Origin of the sequence: Pontibacter amylolyticus (genome assembly GCF_014638845.1) — a bacterium.
Classification (GTDB): Bacteria; Bacteroidota; Bacteroidia; order Cytophagales; family Hymenobacteraceae; genus Pontibacter; species Pontibacter amylolyticus.
In genome coordinates, this window is sequence record NZ_BMFP01000009.1 from 34,114 (window position 1) to 50,135 (window position 16,022).

Genomic DNA, 16,022 nt, shown 5'->3' on the forward strand with positions numbered 1-16,022 from the left:
ATTAGCATTTTTTTATAGCCTTTTTATGTTAGCAAAAGCAATCTCCAAACTTATCTTCAAACTTGCAGGCTGGAAGTTGAATGGTAACCTGGCGCCTGATCAGCGGCGCTGTGTGATGGTGGCCGCACCGCATACCAGCAACTGGGATTTTATATTCGCCCGTGCCGCCTTCTATATGATGGAAGCCCCCATTCGGTTTACGATCAAAAAGGAATTCATGCGGTTTCCGTTTGGCGGACTTCTCAAAGCAATGGGCGCCCTGCCTGTGGACCGCTCTAAAAACACCCGCATGGTGGACGCCATGATCAAGATCATTAAGGAAACGCCAGGCGACATGTGTGTGCTCGTAACACCAGAAGGCACACGCAAGTATCAGCCGCGCTGGCGACTGGGTTTTTATCATGTGGCGATTGGTGCCGGCGTGCCCATTGTGCTTGGCTATGTCGACTATGCAAAGAAGGAAGCAGGTATAGGACCTTCTATTTACCCTACTGGCGATGTAGAAGCAGACCTGGAAAAGATAAAGGCTTTCTATCGCACCAAGAAAGGCAAGTTCCCGGAGAATGGGGTGCTTTAATGTACTCCCTATTAAGATATCGATCTTCAAATGAACATAGAAAACCTAAGAGCCTACTGCCTGAGCCTGAAAGGGGTGACGGAAGATGTGAAGTGGGGACATGACCTGTGCTTCCTGATCGGAGGCAAAATGTTCTGCGTGACAAATCTGGAAGGCGACCCAAGTGTGTCTTTCAAGGTTTCCGATTCTGAGTTTGACGAGCTTTCAGTTTCACAAAGTATAATCCCGGCTCCGTACATGGCGCGCAACAAATGGGTGCAGGTACAGTCCTGGGATAGACTCACAGAGAAGGAGTGGGAAACTTATGTTAAGCAGTCGTATGAGCTCATTAAATCCAAACTCACAAAGAAGCTGCAAAAGGAGATAGAAGAAGCCTAGGTTTAGGTATAGCCATTTATCCTGTGTGCAGACATGTAGTAGACAAAGCAGGTACAGCAGGTATAGCTGTTTCATTCAGAACCAGGCTAAAAACACAAAAGGAGCCGCTTATTAAGAGCGGCTCCTTTTGTGTTAAAGGTATAGCTATAAACTAAGCGATCTGCCTCAGATCTACAGGTATAACCCGTGATATACCTGCCTCGATCATGGTGATGCCGTACATCACGTCCGTAGAGGCCATCGTGCGCTTGTTGTGCGTTACCACAATGAACTGCGACTCGTTTGAGAAGGTGCGTATGATGTTGTTGAACTTGTCGATGTTGGCATCATCCAACGGCGCGTCCACCTCGTCGAAAATACAGAACGGTGCCGGCTTAAGCAGGTAGATCGCGAAGAGGAGGGAGATGGCCGTCAGCGTCTTCTCACCACCCGACAGTTGGTTGATCGTCAGGGGTCGTTTGCCTTTTGGCTGGGCCATGATCTCGATGCGCGACTCGAGCGGGTTCTTCGGATCAGTCAGCACCAGGTCGCAGTTGTCCTCTTCGGTAAACAGGCTGCGGAATACGCGTATAAAGTTCTGCTTGATCTCATTAAAGGAAGACAGGAACTTCTCTTTGGCCACCGTGTCGATCTCGTTGATAGTATCGATCAGGGCGTTCTTGGCATTCACCAAGTCGTCACGCTGCTCGGTAATGAACCTGTTTCGCTCTTCAATCTCGGTATACGCCTCGGCGGCCATGGCATTCACCGGGCCCATTCTGTCCAGCGATACCCTGATCTCAGAAATATTCTTGTTCAGCTCCTCATTGCTTAGCTCAAACAGCCCGTCGTGCGCCATCTCAGGTATAGGTTGCTCCAGTTCCTCGGTCGCGATGTTGAACTCAGCACCCAGGCGCTCCTGTACAGCCACAAGCTTAAGGCGCGTATCATTGATGGTCTGCTGCATGCGCATCAGAAGTTCATCGGCATTCTGGCGCTTACGCTGTAACTCTCGGATGGTCTTGTCTTTTTCGTCGAGTTCACCTCGCAGGCTGAAGTATTTCTTCTCTACTTCCTCCAACTCATAGCCAAACTCCCGGCGGGCTTCGACCATGGCCTGTACCAGCGCCTCATTTTCTTCAATGAAATCCGTCGCCTCAACCGTTTCCTCCTCAGATTTCTGCATCTCCTGGCGCAGACCGGCAATACGCTCCTGGTTCGTCTCAACCGTCTTTTGTTTGTAGCTGATCTCCTGCTGCAGGGAGCCAAAGCGGTTTTTGAGTTGGTGAAACTGGATGTTCTCCTGGTTATACATCCCGGAGATGACCGTGATCTGTTCCTGCTGCTGATTGATCTGTGAAGTGAGCACAGCTAACTGTTCCTCCAACTGCTTCAGTTCCTGCATGTCCTCCTCGGCCTGAGGGGATACCTGCTGGCTCTGCACATACAAATCATCAAGGCGCTGCTGCAGTTCCTGCTGCTTCTGAACAAAATTCTGACGGTTCTGCTGGTGCTGCTCATTTCGGATGCGGACTGTGAGCAGGTCCTGCTGGAGTTTGGCAACTTCCTTTTCTAGTTGCTTTATAGCGTCTTTCTGAGACTCGCTGCGGTAGTTGAGCAAGATCTGCTGCTGGGCGTTGATTCGGCTTTGCATCAGTTCCACTTCCTGCTGTAGCTGCTCCAACTCTTCGGCCAGCTGCTCCAGGTTTTGCTTACGACCCAGGCGGCTGCCATCAAACAGGCCTACCGAGCCTCCGGAAAGGCTTAGTGGTTTCTTAATGGCAGAGCCGTCTTTCAGGATGATCGTGCGGTAATCTTCTATCGAAAAGTCGTCCTCGGTTTCGTCGCTGATATACACGTTGCGCAGCATATACTTCAGCAGGCTGCTGTACTTCTTGTCGGCTTTTGTAACCTCAAAGGCCGCCTTCAGATTACCCTCGCTGAAGGTAGCGGTAGGCTCCAGTTCTTCGATCTCTGACAAGATAATGAAGTTAGCGCGACCTTTGTTGTGTTGCTTCAGCAAGGCAATCGCTTCCACGGCATCCTGCAGTTCCTCCACCACGAAGAAGTTCATGTAGGGCTCGAGGTAACTTTCTATAAGCGATTTATAATCAGGCTCGCATACGATGATGTCTGATAGGAGAGGAGCCGGTTTCTTCCAATCGTCTGATTGCGCCAGGTACTTGATCGCTTCCGGAAAACCTTCCATGTTCTCCACCAGCGATTTGGTCAGGTTGTATTGGTTCTGTCGGGCATCACGCTTCCTGTTCAGCGCTACCAACTGCTCTTTCAGCCCTTCAATATCGGTTTCTGTTTTCTCAATGTTCTGCAGCAGGGATTCCTCTCGGGCTTGCAGACTCACCAGGGTAGAAGTTTTTTCCTCGAGTTCGGCCTGAGCCTCTTGTAGTTGCTCCTGCAGTACCACGGCGTCTTCGTCGGCTGTCAATTGCTGATTTCGAAGCTGCTCCAGGTCCTGGGTCAGGTTGTGGATCTGAACTTGGCTGATCTCAAGCGATTTGTTCAGTTGGAATACAGCATTCTGCTTGCTGCGCTGCTCCTGCGACAACTCCTGAAAGGCTTCCTGCAGACTAAGCTTCTGCTCGTTGGCCTCCTGCAGCTGCTCTTTCAAAGCATTCACCTGCTCTTCAGCTCCTGCAAAGCTGTCCTGTACCTGCATCAGCTCGTCGCGCAACTCCACAATGCTCTCCTGGGTATGCTCCAGGTTAGCGGTATCCTGACTGATCTGCTGCCGTAGCTGCGTCATTCGCTCTTTCAGGAAATTGCTGCGTTCGGATTTTAGTTTGATATCGTTTTCCAGCTGACGCAGTTTGGCGGTCTGCACCTGCATGGTTTTCTGCATTTCCGACAGCTGCTCCTGTGTCAGGTTCAGCTCCGCTTTCTGGTCGGCTATAGCGTCTTCAGCTTCTGTTACGGCCAGTACGTAGCCCTCTTTCAGCTCAGTTTCGCGCTGCACATCCTGATCCAGTCGTTCCAGGGTTTGCTGGTACTGTTTAATGTTGCGGCGGGCATACTCCAGGCTGAATTTTTTGTAGTCATCCTTTAGCTGGAAGTACTTAATGGCCTGTTTTGCCTGACGTTCCAGCGTCTTCATATTCTTGCCGATCTCAAAGAGCACGTCTTCCACACGCTCGAGGTCCGCATCCGTTTCTTCGAGTTTCTTCAGCGTCTGCTTTTTGCGAACACGGAATTTAGAGATACCGGCGGCCTCTTCGAAGAGGAGACGACGTGAGTTTTCCTTATCGTTCAGAATCTCGTCCACCATCTTCAACTCGATGATGGCGTAGCTGTCAGAGCCTATACCTGTGTCAAGGAACAGTTCGTTGATATCTTTTAGGCGGCAGGTGACGCCATTGAGCATGTACTCGCTATCGCCGTTGCGGTAGTACTTGCGGGTAACAGTCACCTGGGAGTACTCAGTGGGAAGGATGCCTTTGTTGTTGTCGAAGGTGATGGACACCTCGGCCATCTGCACCGGCTTGCGGGTTTTGGAGCCGTTGAAGATCACATTCTCCATTTTGTCGGAGCGCAGGTTGCGGGTTTTCTGCTCGCCCAGCACCCAGCGGATGGCATCCACGATGTTGGACTTACCACAGCCGTTAGGGCCTACTATACCTGTTATACCTTCATCAAAATTAATGACAACACGGTCGCCAAAACTCTTGAATCCTTTAATCTCTAATCTTGATACTTGCATTCGCGTCAGCGGAATCTATTCAAACCAAACTCAAAAATAAGACTAATTTGTTTACCATATCACTAGGGCGCAGTATAAATATGCAGGAAGTATGGGGGTGAAACACATTAATTCTACTATATTTGATAGGAGACCAAGAGCATGGAAGATTTTAAACTGATCCTGTACATACTGGCCATCGTAGCCTATTTCATCTACAGCGCCTGGCGCAAAGCCTTCAAGACGCCGGATGACGATGGGAGACCACCAGCACCGAAGGAGCGGCCATTGGAGGACCGCCCCAGACCCCATCCAATGCCTGCCGCCCCAACTCAGCCCCGTCAGCAAAGACCTGCAGCCCCGGCAACTTCTTTTGAGGATATTTTGCGTGAGATGCAAAGCAAGATGGAGCGCGCCAACGAGCAGAACAGAGCACCTGTAGAGAAGCCGAAACCTGTTTTGCAGCCTGTCACCGTCGCCAAAGAGCGGACACCTAACCGGGCCCTTTCCTTGGAAAATCCGGAACAAGCCCGTCTTTATAACCAGCAAAGGAAAGAGCGCATTGCTGCTGCGGATGCCCTTTACGAAATTAAGAAACAAGAACGAAAAGTAGTTCCGAACATTTACGGTGAGCTGTTGCACAATCCGCAGTCTGTTCGTCAGGCGTTTATCCTCTCAGAGATTTTTAATAGGAAACAGTACTAGCTATACCTTGATACCGTTGTAAGGCTCCTCTTATAATCTCTCCCTAAATGGATAAGTCAAATCTGAATGAAGAAATAATTTCCTACTGACTGGTGAAGTGCAACTGGCTGATTGCGCTGGGTGAAGTGATATAGTTATGCTATAAATACTGCGTGAGGGCAAAAGCTAGGATATTAGCACCCATCTGTAGCGCTTCCTGTCTTTTGTTTTCGGGGTCGTTGTGCACTTCTGCGTCCTCCCAACCGTTTCCTAAATCTGTTTCGTAGCTGTAGAAGCAAATGAGTCTGCCTTTGTGGATGATCCCAAAACCCTGAGGCGGTTTGTTGTCATGCTCATGTATCTTGGGCAGGCCATTTTTAAAGGTATACTTCTGGCTGTAGATCGGGTGGTCGAAGGGCAGCTCTACGAACTCGTACTCCGGGAACACCTTTTTCATCTCTTTCCGGATGTACTGGTCCATCCCGTAGTTGTCGTCGATGTGCAGGAAACCGCCGCTGATGAGGTAATTGCGCAGGTTCTGCGCTTCCGCGTCTGAGAACACCACGTTGCCATGCCCCGTCATGTGTACAAAGGGATACGTAAAGAGTTCCGGGCTCCCAACCTCTACCACACTTTCTTCGGACGCGATGTTCATATTGAGATTCTGGTTACAAAACTTGATCAGGTTAGGCAGCGAAGTTTTGTTTGCATACCAGTCGCCCCCTCCGTTATACTTTAGCTTGGCTATTTTAAAGCTATACTTCTGCTGTGCAGCCAGTACACCGCAAAACAGGATCAGGTATAGGAACAGGAGTGAGCGCTTCATAGGCTGGACATTGTAAGTTTATAACGGGGAGTAGATATCGTGTAGTACGTGCAAAGTGTGGCAGGCGACCAAGGCCGCCGTTTCGGTACGCAGTCGACTCTGGCCCAGCGTGACAGGCTTTATACCTAGCTTGTAGGCCGCAGCAATTTCAGCCGTAGAAAAGTCACCTTCCGGACCAATAAGAATGCAATGCTGGCGGTTTGGTTTATAATAATCCCGGATCGATTTGGTGGCATCGTCCTCCAGGTGTGCGATAAAAGTATCTTCCGGTATACAGGTTTTGATGAACCGCTCATAAGGCGTCATTTCATTCAGTTGTGGCAGGTAGCCCTTCTGTGATTGCTTCATGGCGCTCACCGCAATTTTTTCAATCCGGTCGAGGCGCAAGTGCTTGCGTTCGGAGTGCTCACAATCCAGAAAGGTGATCGCACTGACGCCAATCTCAACGGCTTTTTCTACAAACCACTCAATACGATCCATGTTTTTGGTTGGGGCTACGGCGATGTGCACGTAGTAGGGGAGCTTGCCATATTCCAGCTGCTTGTCAATTATCTGCAGTTGGCAGCGCTTCTGGTGCGCATCCTGAATAATGGCCGTATACCTTGTGCCCCGGCCATCCACCAGGTATACCGTGTCCCCCTGCTGCAGGCGCAGTACACGGGTACAGTGCTTTGATTCATCTTCGGCCAGGGTGTAGATTTCAGAACTGATGTCGGGGGTATAGAATAAGTGCACGGTATGATTGGTTGATGTATAAAGCCTGCTACAGGTATACGAATGTAGTCATTTTTGTAACAAGGAAACAGACGGACTTCCATAAAAAAAGCCTTCCTACTTATGCAGGAAGGCTTTCTTAGTCGATAACTTTAAGTTAGTCGATCGAAACTTCTACCTGTGGCGCACCTGCCAGGATGTCTTCGCTGGCACCATCTGCATACTTGCTGAAGTTCTTTACAAACTTAGCAGCCAGGTCAGTGGCCTTCGCATCGTACTCTTCCTTGTTTGACCAGGTGTTGCGTGGGTTCAGGATTTCTGCCGGAACATTTGGGCATGTGTTAGGCATTTCAACCCCGAAGACAGGATGCTTCGTGTACTCCACGTTGTCAAGCTCACCATTCAGGGCAGCCGTAATCATGGCGCGGGTATAAGGTAGCTTCATTCGAGAGCCTACACCGTAGGCACCACCTGTCCAGCCTGTGTTTACCAGCCAAACGTTTACGTTGTTCTCGTTCATCTTCTGTCCGAGCATCTCCGCATACTTGGTAGGGTGCAATGGCAGGAAAGCAGCTCCGAAACAAGCAGAGAACGTTGTCTGTGGCTCTGTTACACCTACCTCCGTACCGGCAACCTTTGCAGTATAACCAGAAATAAAGTGGTACATGGCCTGGCTTGTGTTCAGCTTAGAGATTGGAGGCAGTACACCAAACGCATCGGCCGTCAGGAAGAAAATGTTTTTTGGAATGTCAGCTCTGGATGGCTCTACCGCGTTGTCGATGTGGTTGATCGGATAAGCTGTGCGCGTGTTCTCTGTTACAGACTTATTCTCATAGTCAACGGTGCGAGTACCCTCAATAAAGCGCGTGTTCTCCACAATGGCGCCAAACTTGATGGCATCCCAGATTTGTGGTTCTTTTTCGCGTGTCAGGTCAATTACTTTGGCGTAGCAACCTCCTTCGAAGTTAAACACGCTGTCAGAGGTCCAGCCGTGCTCGTCGTCACCGATCAGACCACGGTTTGGGTCAGCAGACAAGGTCGTCTTGCCCGTGCCTGACAATCCGAAGAAAATAGCCGTGTCGCCGTCTTTGCCTACGTTGGCAGAGCAGTGCATAGACAGGGTGTTTTTCTCCTCAGGCAGGATGTAGTTCAACACGCCGAAGATCCCTTTCTTCATTTCACCTGCGTAGCCAGTGCCACCGATCAGGATGATGTTGCGGGTAAAGTTGATGATCGCGAAGTTAGCCTGACGCGTGCCGTCAACTTCGGGATCAGCTTCAAACTCAGGGGCGCAGATGATGGTGAAAGCAGGGTTATGGTCTTTAAGCTCTTCTTTCTCTAGACGCAGGAACATATTGTTGCAGAAGAGGTTGTGCCAGGCCTGTGTGTTGACGATGCGCAGATCAAGACGGTAGTCGGGGTGAGCACCTGCATAGGCGTCGCGTACGTACAGACGACGATCCTTGAGGAAATCAACCATTTTGTCGTAGAGTCTGTCGAACTTCTCAGGATCAAACGCGATGTTGATGTCGCCCCACCAAACGGTGTTTTCGGTTTTGGCGTCCTTCACCACAAAGCGGTCCTTCGGAGAACGACCTGTAAATTTGCCTGTGTCACACATCAGGGCGCCAGTGTCAGTGAGTACGCCTTCGCCATTTTTCAGAGCCTCTTCCACTAGCTCGGCAGGAGTGAGGTTCCAGAGCACTTCTTTCGCTTCTTTGATGCCCAGGCTCTCCAGACCTACTTTGCCTGATTTATTACCAGATTCTTTCATTTGAAAATAAAGGGGTTTTTAAGTGAACTGTTTGTTTCACAACGGTGCTACAAAAATATAAAATATTAGATATTAAAATAAGATTAGTCGCTATAATTAAAAAAGAGGTCTGCAAGTGGCGTTCCACCAAAAAAATTTGTCAGTAAGTGTTTAAACCGATATATTTACCTTCTTTGTATGCTAAACTAACTAAACAATCAACTAACAAACCCTATGTCTTATCAAGATCATACGCTTACTGACCAGGTAAGTGAGCAAAACGCACCGATTGGCGCTGACCCTACCGGACCGGAGATGTTCGGGCATCCGAAGGGACTTTTCTACCTTTTCTTCGCCGAACTATGGGAGCGTTTTAGCTTCTACGGCATGCGCGCCCTGTTGGTGCTATACATGGTAAATAACCTGTTTCAGTCTTTTGCCAACCGCGACGAGATCGCAATTGGTATCTACGCAGCTTATGGGGCCTTAGTTTATGCCACTCCTGTAATTGGCGGCATGATTGCCGATAGGTTGTTGGGTTACCGCAAAGCCATCATGCTGGGTGCCGTTCTGATGGCGCTGGGCCACTTTGCCCTTGCCATTGAGCATCCTGTTTTCTTCTACGGTTCTCTTGCCCTTTTGATTGTAGGTAACGGTTTTTTCAAGCCGAATATTTCAACAATGGTAGGTACGCTTTACAAAGAGGGTGATACGCGTCGCGATGCGGGTTTCACTATCTTCTACATGGGTATCAACATTGGCGCGATGGTGGCACCGCTCATCTGCGGTTGGTTAGGCATGACCTATGGCTGGCATTACGGCTTCGGCGCTGCCGGCGTAGGTATGGTGCTCGGCCTGATCATGTTCTGGCAGGGTGGCCGTAGCGGTGTTTTTGGTAACAACGGTCTTCCTCCGGAGCCGGCAGTTATCAAGGAGCGTGTGGCAGGCATCACTAAAGAGGCCTGGATCTCTATCCTGAGCTTCCTGTCACTCCCGGTTTTCGGTCTGCTGCTGTTTAATGGCACGCTTGATCTGCCAGGTTTTGGCGAAACGATCTTTGATGGTTCTATCATGCACATCGTGATGAACTACATCCTGCTTCCGGTTATTGCGCTTGTTTTGATTTATAACCTGGTGAAAGTGGACAGCATGGAGCGCCAGCGCCTGTTTGTGGTAATTTTACTTACCTTTTTCATCACGGTTTTCTGGTCATTCTTCGAGCAGGCGGGTTCTTCACTCACGCTGTTTGCTGAGCGTAACGTGAACCTTACGTTCATGAATGCGGCTCAGACCAACTCGATCAACCCTTTCTTCATCATTCTGTTTGCCCTGCCATTCTCGGCCATGTGGGTGTTCTTGTCCAAGCGTCGTGTCAACCCATTCACGCCGGTTAAGTTTGCGCTGGGTATAGCACAGCTCGGCCTGGGCTTCCTGATCTTTGCCTGGAGTGCCAACTACGCCGACGCTGAAGGCAGAGTATCTATCTGGTTCCTGATCCTTGGTTATATGTTCATCACAACAGGTGAACTGTTTGTTTCGCCGGTGGGTCTTTCTAAAGTAACGGAGCTTTCTCCGAAGAAGATCGTGGCCTTTATCATGGGTATCTGGTTCCTGTCATCTTCTTTCGCGCACTACATTGCTGGCCTTATCGCTAAGCTGACTGCCGTGAGCGGTACCGAAGGCGAGGCTGCTACAGGTATGGCTTCCCTGTTGGTTTACACAGGCGTATTTGAGCAGATCGCTTATGTAGCCTTCGGCTTTGCCGTGCTGGCGCTGTTGCTGACTCCGATCATGCGCAAGTGGATGCACGGTATTCACTAATCTGAATATTCTCTTATAAAAAGAGCCCACACTTTAACAGGTGCGGGCTCTTTGTTTTTAAAGTGCTATTCGTGCTATTGCGAAAAATTTTGGATTGATGCTGAACTGCCTGTAAGCTTGTGGCGTTGTGTTAATCTAAAATTTCAACTTTTAGCCACATTACTATTTACATGCATTCATTGACCTGGCGCTTTTTTGTAGCCGCCTCTATTATGTTTGTAGCTCTCTCCTGCGAGGTAGAGACAACTACGACTACTAAAACTGATACTCCTGTACCAGAGCCGGCGAGCGCTACTTATACCATCAAAAAAGGTGGACACACGACTCAGAGCCCATTGAAGTTTGTCGAAACTTCTGCCATCCGCTTTGAGGCGACTTTCGACAGTACAGCCATTTACACGACTCTTTTGCCGAGCAATCAGGCTGATATCAACAAGCTGTACGGCCTCTCTGACTGTCAGACAGACCACCATACCAACAGCGCGCGCTTTGGTTGGCGCTGGTACGAAGGGCGTTTGGAAATTCACGCCTATACCTACAGTAACAAGAAACGTAACACAGCCTACATTACCTCAGTGCAGCCTGGCCAGACAAACAGATATGAACTCGTGCTGGGAGAGAAGGCGTATACCTTTCAGGTAAATGACACGAAGGTTGTATTGCCGCGTCACTGTAGCACGGCGGGCAGCCATTACCAACTATACCCATACTTCGGCGGAGATGAGACGGCCCCGCATGATATCACGATCTGGATTAGGTATATTAAATAATAATATAACAATAAATTATGTTTCTATTCAGATAATGTGCGTATAAACTAGCATTATCATGTTACACTTAAGGTTGGTAGAGTATGATTGTAAAAACAGCATTATCAAGAAACTTTATATCCTACTTGGTTATTTTCATAATCATTTCCTGTGATAACGTTGATCATCCTATACCGAAACAGAATGCGGATACGTCAATCTCCGTAGAAACAGTTAATGCGAAAAAAGGCAAACCTACATCATATTCTACATACCTTATACGAAAAGGGCAACATTCTACAACTAGTCCCTATAAAAGCATTAAAACAAACTTACTTCGATTTGAGGCTGTATTTGATAAATCAGCTATTTATACTACTGTACTGGTAACCAATCAGGCTGATATTAATAAATTATATGGTATGTCTGATTGCGGGAGCCTTCACCAAAACAACAGCGCCCGCTATGGTTGGCGCTGGTATAACAACAGATTGGAGATTCTAGGCTATGTCTATAATAGTGGAAAATGGTCTTATAAATATATTACATCTGTCGATCTCGACAAACCTTACACTTACGAAATCAGTTTGCTGAGTCAGAGCTATTTGTTTAGCGTTAATGGTGTGAAAGTTAGTTTGCCTAGGAATTGCAGCGGATATGGGAGCGGGTATATGCTCTACCCTTATTTTGGTGGTGATGAAACAGCACCACATGATATCACGATCCGTATTCGGGATTTGTAAAATATGACAGAGTCTGCCTAGACCTACAATGCTACTAGGTTTATTGAATGTTAGCAATAGAATAAGTTTAGTTTGAGGAATTATAAAACACAAAGCCCCGGACCAGCAGGCCCGGGGCTTTGTTATATACAGACTATGGGAGTCGATTACATCATGCCGCCCATTCCGCCCATGCCACCTGGCATACCGGCTGGAGCGCCACCTTCCTCAGCTGGCTCTTCTGATACTACACATTCAGTAGTGAGCAGCAGACCAGCGATAGAAGCAGCGTTCTCAAGTGCCAGACGCGTTACTTTGGTTGGGTCGATGATACCGGCCGCAAACATGTTTTCGTATCTGTCGTCACGGGCATTGTAACCGTAGTCAGCTTTGCCTTCACGAACAGCCTGTACTACTACAGAACCTTCGCCACCGGCGTTGGCTACGATCGTGCGGAGTGGAGACTCAAGGGCAGTTTTGATGATGCTTACACCTGTCTGCTCGTCTGCATTGTAAACGTCAATGTTGTTCAGGGCATCCAGCGCACGGATCAGGGCTACGCCACCACCGGCTACGATACCTTCTTCCACAGCAGCTCTAGTCGCATGCAGCGCATCGTCCACACGGTCTTTCTTCTCTTTCATTTCTACTTCAGTAGAAGCACCGATGTAAAGGATGGCAACGCCACCAGAAAGCTTCGCAAGACGCTCCTGCAGTTTTTCTTTGTCATAGTCAGATGTAGTAGATTCCATCTGAGACTTGATCTGGTTGATACGGGCTACGATATCATCTTTCTGACCAGCACCGTTCACCACGGTCGTGTTATCCTTGTCGATGATGATTTTCTCAGCCTTACCCAGGTATTCCAGTGTCGCGTTCTCTAACTTGTAGCCGCGCTCTTCAGAGATCACAGTACCACCAGTCAGGATGGCGATGTCTTCAAGCATAGCTTTTCTGCGATCGCCGAAGCCAGGAGCCTTTACAGCAGCGATCTTCAGGGAACCACGCAGTTTGTTTACTACCAGGGTAGCAAGCGCCTCACCGTCCACGTCCTCAGCCACAATAACAAGGCCTTTACCAGTCTGCACAACCTGCTCCAATACTGGAAGCAGCTCCTTCATGGTAGAAACTTTCTTGTCGTAGATCAGGATGAACGGGTTGTCGAACTCGGCTTCCATCTTCTCCGGGTTGGTTACGAAGTAAGGAGACAGGTAACCGCGGTCAAACTGCATACCTTCCACAGTCTTCACCTCAGTCTCAGTACCTTTTGCTTCTTCAACCGTGATCACACCGTCTTTACCAACTTTGTCCATCGCATCAGCGATCATTTTACCGATCTCAGAGTCGTTGTTGGCAGAGATAGTACCCACCTGAGCGATTTCAGAAGAGTTTTCTATTTTCTTAGACTGCGAACGCAGGTTTTCAACTACAGCGTGAACCGCCTTGTCGATACCGCGCTTCAGGTCCATTGGGTTGGCACCTGCCGCTACGTTTTTGATACCGGCTGTGTAGATAGCCTGGGCCAGTACAGTGGCAGTAGTAGTACCGTCACCAGCCTGGTCAGCAGTTTTAGAGGCAACTTCTTTTACCAGTTGAGCGCCCATGTTCTCGATCGCGTCTTTCAGCTCGATTTCTTTCGCTACTGAAACACCGTCCTTCGTGATGGTAGGGGCACCAAATTTCTTATCGATGATTACGTTGCGGCCTTTCGGACCGAGGGTAACTTTTACAGCATTTGCCAGTTTGTCAACGCCAGACTTAATCTTGTGGCGCGCTTCAGCATCAAATGTGATGTTCTTAGCCATAGTTATATTGCTTAGTTTTTAATTAAATGGAATGGATTAAAGGATAGCCAGGATATCTGACTCACGCATGATCAGGTAATCGCTGCCGTCGATTGAAATCTCAGTACCTGCATACTTGCCATACAACACCTGGTCGCCAACGGCAACCTGTGGCTTCATCAGAGCACCTTGCTCAGATACTTTGCCCTCGCCTACAGCCACGATCTCGCCGCGCTGTGGCTTCTCTTTAGCAGTGTCCGGAATGATGATGCCAGACTTCGTTTTTTCTTCTGCTGCAGCAGGAGCTACAATCACTCTGTCTGCTAATGGTTTAATGCTGATTGACATAGTTTGTTATGTTTTTAGTTTTTGTGGTTAATGATATAACGTTGAAACCATACTGTCCCTATCATTTCCTGTGCCAAGGCCGTTTCTCTGCCAATTCGAGCCATTTTAGCAGCTTTCGGCCACCCGTTGACTGACATTTTTGTCAGGCTGTGTCAGGTAAGCGAGAACAGGCAGGAGGGTGTGTCAGTAGGTGAGGGGCCAAAACAAAAAAGCCGGCTTTAGAGGCCGGCTTTCTCAGGTATATTTAATGCTACTGGGCAGTGTCTGTCATGGTAGGGATCTCAGCTGCGTCAGGGATCGACATGTCGCCTTCAGACTCGGCTCCTGGCAGAGCTGGAGCTGCCGGAGTACCCATCTGGCGGGCACGCTCTTCGTTTACGCTGCGGATAGTTGTATCCGTGCTGCTGTCGATCATCATGTGCGTACCAAGTGTCAGTACTACCAACGCGATGGCAAAACCCCAGGTCAGTTTCTCAAGCAGGTCGCCTGTGCGCTTTACACCCATCAACTGGCTGGCACCACCGCCACCGAACTGGCTTGATAGTCCGCCGCCTTTAGGGTTTTGAGCAAGTACTACTAATATAAGAAGTACGCAAATGAAAAGAATGATACTGATTAGGGCGATATACATTTTATGTTATGTTTTGTAATTTCTCGATCTGTTCGGCAAAGTAAGACTTTTTTTCCGGATATTTCAAAATAAGCTGTTCATAAATTTTAGCAGCTTTTTTGGGCTTTCCTTGTTTTATAAAGATGTTGGCCAGGCTTTCCGTCGCCATCCCTTTCTTTATTTTAGAGCTTTTGAGCGATAAATCTTCCTGTGGCTCAGGCTTTAGCTTCAGGCTGGCCATGGTCTTGAGCCTCGGGTTGAGCTTAAGAAACTGGTCGATAATATCAAGCTGTTTGCTGAGCACATGCGCCGTTGGCTGGATTGCTTTTTCGAGCTCGTGGGTTTTGCTATACTCTAAAATCAGTTCCGGGTGGAAGCCAAGGGGGCGTGTCCGGGTATAATCGTCCTTCAGCTGCAGTACTTCGCCCAGGCGGCTGGAGCCCATCCAATATCCCAGGGCATCTTCGGCGTACAGGCGGTCAATTTCGTCAAACGAATAGTTGATCTCGGCATCCTCCGCATTTGCCTGTGCCGGTTCTTCAGCATCTTCATCAAACAGCTCAACATTGGATTCCGAAGCTTCAGCTAGCGGTGTTCCATCAGCAAGTACATTTTCCGGATTCGACTCAGATGGCAGATCAGGTATAACCTGCGCCTCAGCGTCTGGTTCATCAAGCGGCTCTTCTGCAAAGGTATGAAGTTGGGGCTGCTGCTCTTGCTCCAGGTCGTGCAGTGCTTCGGCTGCTTCTGTGAAGTGAGCCTGTTCAACTACTTCATCCAGGCTTTCATCTTCCCGTTGACTCAGCAAGTCAGTAGAAGAAGAGCTGATGCTGTTAAAGGTAAACAACAAGGCAAGTTCTGAATCTATCTCTGCATCAGGAGTTTTTGTGTCGAATTCTGTTGTGTCTTCGACTAGGTATGCACTTTGATCGAAAGGGGCAGGGCTGTATACCTGCTCCAACGTTTCCTCCTGGACAGCCTCTTCCGGATCAGATACGGCAACTGTTGATTCAGCATCCCTAGTAACGGATTGCTCCGTATCCACTGTGGTTTCAGCTTCAGTGATGACAGCTTCCAACAGAGTGGTCGCTGTTTCCTCCGAAATGAGCTCCTCCTGTTCCTCGGCATAAACCGGCTCCAGTACGGGAGCGGCGTAAATGATGCGTTTTAGCAGTTGCCGGTCTGTGGCGTAAGCCGAGGCCCGGCGCAGACGCTGCGTGGAGAGCATGCTGCCTCTGTCATAAGCTGACTTTGCCAGCAGCAGATGGGCCGTCTGGCAATAAGGGAAGGTCGCCGCCACCTGCTCCAGCTCACTTTGCTGCTGGTCAGAAATGTCGGACACCTGCTTGATCAGTTTAAGAAAGGCAGATTTGTTCATGTAAG

At 48.9% G+C, this 16,022-nt stretch carries 14 protein-coding genes; 6 read left to right on the forward strand and 8 right to left on the reverse strand.

The window, feature by feature from the left end; all coding sequences use genetic code 11:
• Positions 1-25: 25 nt before the first annotated feature.
• Positions 26-577: a 1-acyl-sn-glycerol-3-phosphate acyltransferase gene (locus tag IEV97_RS18650; protein ID WP_188503010.1), complete on the forward strand. Its 552-nt coding sequence runs from the start codon at positions 26-28 to the stop codon at positions 575-577.
• 30 nt (positions 578-607) lie between these two features.
• The gene (locus IEV97_RS18655) at positions 608-955 is read left to right on the forward strand and encodes an MmcQ/YjbR family DNA-binding protein (protein ID WP_188503011.1); all 348 of its coding nucleotides are present in this window, start codon (positions 608-610) and stop codon (positions 953-955) included.
• 151 nt (positions 956-1,106) lie between these two features.
• Here IEV97_RS18655 and smc read toward each other — a convergent pair whose 3' ends face one another.
• The gene (smc, locus tag IEV97_RS18660; protein WP_188503012.1) at positions 1,107-4,649 is read right to left on the reverse strand and encodes a chromosome segregation protein SMC; all 3,543 of its coding nucleotides are present in this window, start codon (positions 4,647-4,649) and stop codon (positions 1,107-1,109) included.
• Between the two features lie 141 nt (positions 4,650-4,790).
• On the opposite strand from smc, the gene IEV97_RS18665 reads away from it, so the two are divergent.
• Positions 4,791-5,333, forward strand: a complete 543-nt coding sequence (locus IEV97_RS18665; protein ID WP_188503013.1) for a hypothetical protein — start codon at positions 4,791-4,793, stop codon at positions 5,331-5,333.
• Between the two features lie 139 nt (positions 5,334-5,472).
• On the opposite strand, the gene IEV97_RS18670 is transcribed toward IEV97_RS18665, so the two are convergent.
• The 3 genes from IEV97_RS18670 to pckA all read right to left on the reverse strand — a co-directional run bounded on the left by IEV97_RS18670 (position 5,473) and on the right by pckA (position 8,626).
• On the reverse strand, positions 5,473-6,138 hold the full coding sequence (locus tag IEV97_RS18670) for a DUF4159 domain-containing protein (protein WP_188503014.1): 666 nt from the start codon (positions 6,136-6,138) through the stop codon (positions 5,473-5,475).
• Between the two features lie 18 nt (positions 6,139-6,156).
• Positions 6,157-6,873 carry a 16S rRNA (uracil(1498)-N(3))-methyltransferase gene (locus IEV97_RS18675; protein ID WP_188503015.1) on the reverse strand — a complete coding sequence of 239 codons (717 nt, stop codon included), beginning with the start codon at positions 6,871-6,873 and terminating at the stop codon, positions 6,157-6,159.
• Positions 6,874-7,009: 136 nt separating this feature from the next.
• Positions 7,010-8,626: a phosphoenolpyruvate carboxykinase (ATP) gene (pckA, locus tag IEV97_RS18680; protein ID WP_188503016.1), complete on the reverse strand. Its 1,617-nt coding sequence runs from the start codon at positions 8,624-8,626 to the stop codon at positions 7,010-7,012.
• Between the two features lie 213 nt (positions 8,627-8,839).
• Between pckA and IEV97_RS18685 the strand changes: the two genes are divergently transcribed.
• The 3 genes from IEV97_RS18685 to IEV97_RS18695 all read left to right on the forward strand — a co-directional run bounded on the left by IEV97_RS18685 (position 8,840) and on the right by IEV97_RS18695 (position 11,918).
• Entirely contained in the window at positions 8,840-10,426 is a 1,587-nt protein-coding gene (locus tag IEV97_RS18685; protein WP_188503017.1) for a peptide MFS transporter, read from the forward strand.
• Between the two features lie 170 nt (positions 10,427-10,596).
• On the forward strand, positions 10,597-11,196 hold the full coding sequence (locus IEV97_RS18690) for a hypothetical protein (RefSeq protein ID WP_229734033.1): 600 nt from the start codon (positions 10,597-10,599) through the stop codon (positions 11,194-11,196).
• Between the two features lie 83 nt (positions 11,197-11,279).
• The gene (locus tag IEV97_RS18695; RefSeq protein ID WP_188503018.1) at positions 11,280-11,918 is read left to right on the forward strand and encodes a hypothetical protein; all 639 of its coding nucleotides are present in this window, start codon (positions 11,280-11,282) and stop codon (positions 11,916-11,918) included.
• 146 nt (positions 11,919-12,064) lie between these two features.
• Here the strand turns inward: IEV97_RS18695 and groL are convergent, their stop codons facing one another.
• The 4 genes from groL to IEV97_RS18715 all read right to left on the reverse strand — a co-directional run bounded on the left by groL (position 12,065) and on the right by IEV97_RS18715 (position 16,017).
• Complete coding sequence (groL, locus tag IEV97_RS18700; protein WP_188503019.1) at positions 12,065-13,702, reverse strand: chaperonin GroEL; 1,638 nt, start codon at positions 13,700-13,702, stop codon at positions 12,065-12,067.
• A gap of 36 nt (positions 13,703-13,738) precedes the next feature.
• Positions 13,739-14,029 (reverse strand): co-chaperone GroES, encoded by a 291-nt coding sequence (groES, locus tag IEV97_RS18705; RefSeq protein WP_116542610.1) that lies wholly within the window; start codon positions 14,027-14,029, stop codon positions 13,739-13,741.
• A 250-nt stretch (positions 14,030-14,279) separates the two neighbouring features.
• Positions 14,280-14,660 carry a preprotein translocase subunit SecG gene (secG, locus tag IEV97_RS18710; protein ID WP_188503020.1) on the reverse strand — a complete coding sequence of 127 codons (381 nt, stop codon included), beginning with the start codon at positions 14,658-14,660 and terminating at the stop codon, positions 14,280-14,282.
• A 1-nt stretch (position 14,661) separates the two neighbouring features.
• The gene (locus tag IEV97_RS18715) at positions 14,662-16,017 is read right to left on the reverse strand and encodes a DUF8458 domain-containing protein (RefSeq protein ID WP_188503021.1); all 1,356 of its coding nucleotides are present in this window, start codon (positions 16,015-16,017) and stop codon (positions 14,662-14,664) included.
• Between the last annotated feature and the right edge of the window lie 5 nt (positions 16,018-16,022).